Raw genomic sequence first — 6,049 nt, forward strand, 5'->3', positions numbered from 1 at the left:
CCGCCGACGAACTCGCCCCGGCCGAGGCCGCCCCCGGCGGCACACGGGAGCGCACACTGCCCGGGGGACTCGTCCCGCTCGTGCTCTCCGCCACGTCGGCGGACGCACTGCGCGCCCAGGCCGCACGCGTCGCCGCCCTCCTCGCACAGGACCCCGCCCCTTCGCCGGCCGACGTGGCCCTCACGCTCAGCGCCCGCGCCGCCTTCGAGCACCGCGCGGCCGTGGTCGCCGACTCTCCGGAAGAGGCCCGGCGCGGCCTTGCGGCCCTCGCCGAGGGCGAAGGCACCACCGGCACCGCCACCGACGGCAAGCTCGCGATCGTCTTCGCCGGACAGGGCGCGCAGCGCGTCGGCATGGGCCGCGAACTGTACGCCGCCTTCCCGGTGTACGCCCGCGCCTTCGACGAGGTCTGCGCCGCCCTGGACCGGTGGCTCGACCGCCCCCTGCGCGACGTCGTCCTGGCCGAGCCCGGCACCCAGGAGGCCGACCTGCTCGACCGGACCGCCTACACCCAGGCCGGCCTGTTCGCGGTGGAGGTGGCCCTCTTCCGCCTGGTGGAGTCCTGGGGCGTGCGGCCCGACCTCGTCGCCGGGCACTCCATCGGCGAACTCGCCGCCGCCCACGTGGCCGGCGTCTGGTCCCTGCGGGACGCCGCCGCCCTGGTCGCCGCCCGCGGCGCACTGATGCAGCGGCTGCCCGAAGGCGGCGCCATGATCGCCGTTCAGGCCACCGAGGAGGAGGTCGCGCCCGACCTGCGCGACGGTGTGACGATCGCCGCGCTCAACGGCCCCGAAGCCGTGGTCCTCTCCGGCGACGCCCCGGCCGTCGAGGCCCTCGCCGACCGGTTCGCGGCCCGCGGCCGCAAGACCAAGCGCCTGCGTGTCTCCCACGCCTTCCACTCGCCGCGCATGGCACCGATGCTCGGTGCCTTCCAGGAGGTCGCCGCCGGACTGACCTTCCACACCCCCACGCTGCCCGTCGTGTCCAACCTGACCGGCACCCTCGCCGACCCCGCCCAGCTGTGCACCCCCGAGTACTGGGTGCGCCACGTCAGCGACACGGTCCGCTTCTCCGACGGCCTGCGGACCTTGCGCGAGCAGGGCGCCCGCACCGTGCTCGAACTCGGTCCCGGCGGTGTGCTGACCGCCATGGCCCAGGACTGCCTGTCCGACGACGTCGACTGCGTGGCCGGGCTGCGCGACGGCAGGCCGGAGCCGAAGGCGCTGCTGACCGCCGTCGCCCGCGCGCACACCCGGGGCGCCCGCGTCGACTGGCCCGCGCTGTTCGCGGGCAGCGGCGCCCGTCGCACCACGGTGCCGACCTACGCCTTCCAGCACGAGCGCTACTGGCTGGACGCCTCGGATCCCGGTGCCGTCGGCGGCCTGGACGCCGCGGGAATCACCGCCGTCGGCCACCCCCTGCTCACCGCCACGGTCGAGCTGCCCGAGGCCGACGCCGTCACCTTCACCGGACGCCTCTCCCTGGCCGCTCAGCCCTGGCTCGCCGACCACGCCGTCGGCGGCACGGTACTGCTGCCCGGCACCGCCCTGGTGGAGATGGCTGTCCGCGCCGGCGACGAGATCGGCCACGGCACCGTCCGCGAACTCGTCCTGGCCAGCCCCCTCGTCCTGCCCGACACCGGCACCGTACGGATCCGTGTGCACGTCGGCCCGCCCGACGAGACCGGCGACCGCCCCGTCTCCGTCCACTCCCGCCCCGACGGCGGCGACACGCTCTGGACCCGCCACGCCGGTGGCGTCCTGACCAGGACGGCCGTCGACCCCGGCACCGACCCGGACCCGTGGCCGCCCAGGGACGCCACCGCCGTACCCGTGAGCGACTTCTACCAGGAGCGCGCCGCGGCCGGATACGACTACGGCCCCGCCTTCCAGGGCCTGCGCGCGGTGTGGACCCGCGGCGAAGAGGTCTTCGCCGAGGTCGCCCTCGACGACGAACTCCACCCGGACGCCGAACTGTTCGGCCTCCACCCGGCCCTCTTCGACGCCGCCCTGCACCCCAGCGCCTTCGGCGCCGTCGCCGAGCCGGACGACGGCCGGCGCCTGCTGCCCTTCGCGTGGCAGGGAGTACGGCTGCATGCCGCGGGCGCCAAGACTCTGCGGGTCCGGCTGACCCCGGCCGGACCCAACGAGGTGTCCCTGCGCATCACCGACGCCACCGGCGCCCCGGTCGCCGCCGTCGACTCCCTCGTCCTGCGCCCGGTGGCCGCCGAGCAACTGCGCCCGGCCGCCGAGCCGCGCCACGAGGCGCTGTTCCGTACGGTGTGGACGGCGCTGCCGGTACAGGCGCGCACGGACGGGCTCGACGGGATCCGTGTCCTCGACGCCACCGCCGCGGGCAGCGACGCGGAAGCCGTGCACGCGCTGACCACACGTGTGCTGGCGGACCTGCAGGCGTTCCTCGCGGACCCCGGCGACGACACCGCGCGGTTGCTGGTGGTCACCCGCGGCGCGGTCGCCGTACGCGGCGGCGAGACGGTCACCGACCCGGCGGGCGCCGCGGTCTGGGGCCTCGTGCGCTCCGCCCAGTCCGAGAACCCCGACCGCCTCCTCCTCGTCGACACCGACGGACACGCCGCCTCCCGCGACGTCCTCACCGGCGTCCCGGCCGCCGCCGCGGCCCTGGAGGAGCCGCAGTCGGCGATACGCGAGGGCGAGGTCCTCGTGCCCCGCCTGAGCCGGACCGCCGACGACGGCCTGACGATCCCGGACGGCGCCCGCACCTGGCACCTGGACACCACCGGCCCCGGCACCCTGGAGAACCTGGCCCTCGTACCGGACGCCGAACCGGCACCGCCGGGACCCGGCCAGGTCAGGGTCGCCGTACGCGCCGCAGGCATGAACTTCCGCGACGTCCTCATCGCCCTGGACATGTACCCGGGCCGCGCCGCGATCGGCGGCGAGGGTGCGGGCGTCGTCCTGGAGACCGGCCCCGGCGTCACCGGCCTGGCACCCGGCGACCGCGTCATGGGCCTGTTCCCCGGCGGGGCGTTCGGGCCGCAGGCCGTGACCGACCACCGCAGGCTCGTCCGCATCCCGGCCGGCTGGAGCTTCGCACAGGCCGCCGCCGCACCCATCGCCTTCCTCACCGCCCTCTACGGGCTGCGCGACCTGGCCGGCCTGCGGGCCGGCGAGACGGTCCTGGTCCACGCCGCCGCCGGTGGTGTCGGCACCGCCGCCGTCCAAGTGGCCCGCCACCTCGGCGCAGAGGTGTTCGGCACCGCCAGCCACGGCAAGTGGGACGCCCTGCGCGCGAGCGGACTCGACGACGTCCACATCGCCGACTCCCGGACCACCGAATTCGAGCAGCGCTTCCTGCGGGCCACCGGCGGCCGCGGCGTCGACGTCGTCCTCGACGCGCTGGCCGGCGAGTTCGTCGACGCGTCGCTGCGTCTGCTGCCGCGCGGCGGCCGCTTCCTGGAGATGGGTAAGACCGACATCCGCGACGCCGCCGATGTCGCCGAGGACCACCCCGGCGTGCAGTACCGGGCCTACGACCTCGCGGAGGCGGACGACGACCGGGTGCGGCAGCTGCTCGACGAACTCGCCGACCTCTTCGAACGCGGCGTACTCGGCCCGCTGCCGGTGACGGCGTGGGACATACGGCGCGCCCCGGACGCCTTCCGGCACCTCAGCCAGGCCCGCCACGTCGGCAAGGCCGTGCTGACCCTGCCGCGCCGCCCCGATCCCGAGGGCACCGTCCTCGTCACCGGCGGCACCGGATCCCTCGGCGCGCTCGTCGCCCGCCACCTCGTCACCGAGCACGGCGCCCGTCACCTGCTGCTCACCAGCAGGCGCGGCCCCGACGCGCCCGGCGCGGCCGAACTCGCCGCCGAACTGACCTCACTGGGCGCATCGGTACGCGTCGCGGCCTGCGACGCCGCCGACCGCGACGCGCTGGCCCGACTCCTGGAGTCCGTACCGGCCAAGGCGCCCCTGACCGCCGTGGTCCACACCGCGGGCGTCGTCGACGACGGAGTGCTCGCCGCGCTCACCCCGGAACGGACGGCCACCGTCCTGCGCCCCAAGGCCGACGCCGCCCTGAACCTGCACGAGCTGACCAAGGACCTGGACCTCGCCGCCTGGATGCTGTTCTCCTCGGCCGCAGGTGTCCTCGGCAATCCCGGACAGGCCAACTACGCGGCGGCCAACTCCTACCTGGACGGACTCGCCCGGATCCGCCACGCCCAGGGGCTGCCCGCGGTGTCGCTCGCGTGGGGCCTGTGGTCGCACGCCAGTGACATGACCGGTGCGCTCGCCGTGGCCGACCTGCGGCGCACACAGCGCACGGGCATGCTCGGCCTCGCGGCCGACGAAGGCCTGGCCCTGTTCGACGCCGCCCTGACGGCCGAGGAGCCGGCCCTCGTGCCGACCCGGTTCGACCTGTCCGTACTGCGCGGCCAGGCGGCCTCCGGCGGGCTCCACCCGCTGCTGCGCGGACTGGTCCGCACACCGCGCCGCGCCGCGGCCGCCGGTCCGGCCGCCGGCCGCACGCTCGTCGAGCAGCTCGCCGCGCTCCCGGCCGACGAGAAGGCGGCCCTCCTCCTCGACGTGGTCCGCAAGGAGGCCGCGACCGTCCTCGGCCACGCCGACGCCTCGCTGGTCGGGCCCGACCGCGCCTTCAAGGAGGCCGGCTTCGACTCGCTGACGGCCGTGGAACTGCGCAACCGCCTCGGCAAGGCCGTCGGGATGAGGCTGCCGACGACCGCCGTGTTCGACTATCCGGCCCCCACGGTGCTCGCCCAGTACCTGCTCAAGGCCCTCGACCAGGAGTTCGACCCGGTCACGGCCAAACTCGACGCCCTGGAGAGCGCGCTCGACGCACTCCTGACGGAGGAGCTGGCACACTCCGGCATCCCCTCCCGGCTGCGGTTCCTGGGCACGCGGATCCAAGAGGCCGCGCTGAGCGACAGGTTCGCCGAGACCGCCGCCACCACGGACCGACTCGAAGCCGCCACGGCCGACGACGTCTACGCCTTCATCGACAACGAGCTCGGACTCGGCTGACCCGCCACCCCGAAAGAGGAGAACAGGTTCCATGACCACCGACGAGAAGGCGCTCACCTACCTCAAGCGGGTCTCGGCCGAGCTGCACCAGACCAGGGAGACGCTGCGCGAGGAGCAGGGCCGGCGCACCGAACCCATCGCCATCGTGGCCATGGGCTGCCGGTTGCCGGGCGGGGTGACCTCGCCGGAAGGACTGTGGCACCTGGTCTCCGAGGGTACCGACGCGATCAGCGCGTTCCCGGCCGACCGCGGCTGGGACCTCGACGCACTCTACGATCCCGACCCGGACACCTCGGGCACCTCGTACGTGCGTGAGGGCGGCTTCCTCGACGACGTGGCGGGCTTCGACGCGGACTTCTTCGGGATATCCCCGCGCGAGGCGCTGGCCATGGACCCGCAGCAGCGGCTGCTGCTGGAGACCTCCTGGGAGACCCTGGAGCGCGCCGGACTCGACCCCTCCGCCCTCAAGGGCGACAACGTCGGCGTCTTCATCGGGGTCGCCGGACAGGAGTACGCGCCCCGCATGGGCACCGGCTCCCAGGACATCGAGGGCTATGTGCTGACCGGCGGCGCGGGCAGCGTCGTCTCCGGCCGGATCGCCTACACCCTCGGCTTCGAGGGGCCCGCGGTCACGGTGGACACCGCGTGCTCGTCGTCCCTGGTCTCCATCCACCTGGCCGCGCAAGCGCTCCGCAACGGCGAGTGCTCGCTCGCGCTGGCGGGCGGGGTGGCGGTGATGTCGACGCCGGGCGCCTTCGTGGAGTTCTCCCGGCAGCGGGGACTCGCCTTCGACGGCCGGTGCAAGGCCTTCGCCGCCGCAGCGGACGGCACGGGCTGGGCGGAGGGCGTCGGCGTACTGCTCCTGGAGCGCCTGTCCGACGCCCGCCGCAACGGCCATGACGTGCTGGCGGTCGTGCGCGGCAGCGCGGTGAACCAGGACGGCGCGTCCAACGGCCTGACCGCGCCCAACGGCCCCTCCCAGCAGCGCGTCATCCGGCAGGCGTTGGAGAACGCCCGGCTCTCCG

The 6,049-nt window shown here is 75.0% G+C and carries 2 protein-coding genes; both read left to right on the forward strand.

All coding sequences use genetic code 11. The annotated features are described in order from the left end of the window. Positions 1–5,024 (forward strand): SDR family NAD(P)-dependent oxidoreductase (locus tag AQI95_RS26055; RefSeq protein WP_159056585.1); only part of this gene is annotated, 5,024 nt, incomplete at its 5' end. Between the two features lie 31 nt (positions 5,025–5,055). Then, positions 5,056–6,049: beta-ketoacyl synthase N-terminal-like domain-containing protein (locus AQI95_RS26060; protein WP_208614261.1), on the forward strand; the 994-nt coding region annotated here is incomplete at its 3' end.

The organism is Streptomyces yokosukanensis, from assembly GCF_001514035.1.
Classification (GTDB): Bacteria; Actinomycetota; Actinomycetes; order Streptomycetales; family Streptomycetaceae; genus Streptomyces; species Streptomyces yokosukanensis.